The sequence below is a fragment of the Helicobacter didelphidarum genome (assembly GCF_003364195.1).
GTDB lineage: Bacteria > Campylobacterota > Campylobacteria > Campylobacterales > Helicobacteraceae > Helicobacter_A > Helicobacter_A didelphidarum.
Genome location: NZ_NXLQ01000229.1, coordinates 1 through 393 on the forward strand (window position 1 = coordinate 1; position 393 = coordinate 393).

The window sequence follows — 393 nt, forward strand, 5'->3', positions numbered from 1 at the left end:
AACTTTTTCTGGTTCTCTACTGAGATAATAGCCATTAGACAACTTAGCGTGAATCCCATTTTTATTGATGTCCTCATATAGCTCTGGCTCTACAACATACCCTCCACCATAATTTTCTGCTAGCCTCTTAAACTCATAATACTGCGGGTCAAAAAATCTTGTGCTTACGCACCCACTAAACATCACTGCCACCACTAAAATTCCAATGATTGATAATATACTATAACTCATCTTCACGCCACATTCCTTAAATTTGTATAAGTATATAACTCTTTGACATTATCTGCATAGAGCAAGACAAATACTTGTGCTAAATGTCCTCCTAGTGAATGCCCTGTAAGGATAAGCTTAGATTCTAAGCTTTGTGATGAAAGTTCTTGTCCTAAGCTATCT

General features: G+C 36.6%; 1 protein-coding gene and 1 pseudogene. Both read right to left on the bottom strand.

Annotated features, from left to right (window positions below):
- Window positions 1–237 (bottom strand): annotated as a pseudogene (locus tag CQA53_RS12065) (hypothetical protein); the annotation flags it as partial.
- Window positions 234–393: lipase family protein (locus tag CQA53_RS13640; RefSeq protein WP_407918864.1), on the bottom strand; the 160-nt coding region annotated here is incomplete at its 5' end. The pseudogene CQA53_RS12065 and the gene CQA53_RS13640, both read right to left, overlap by 4 nt.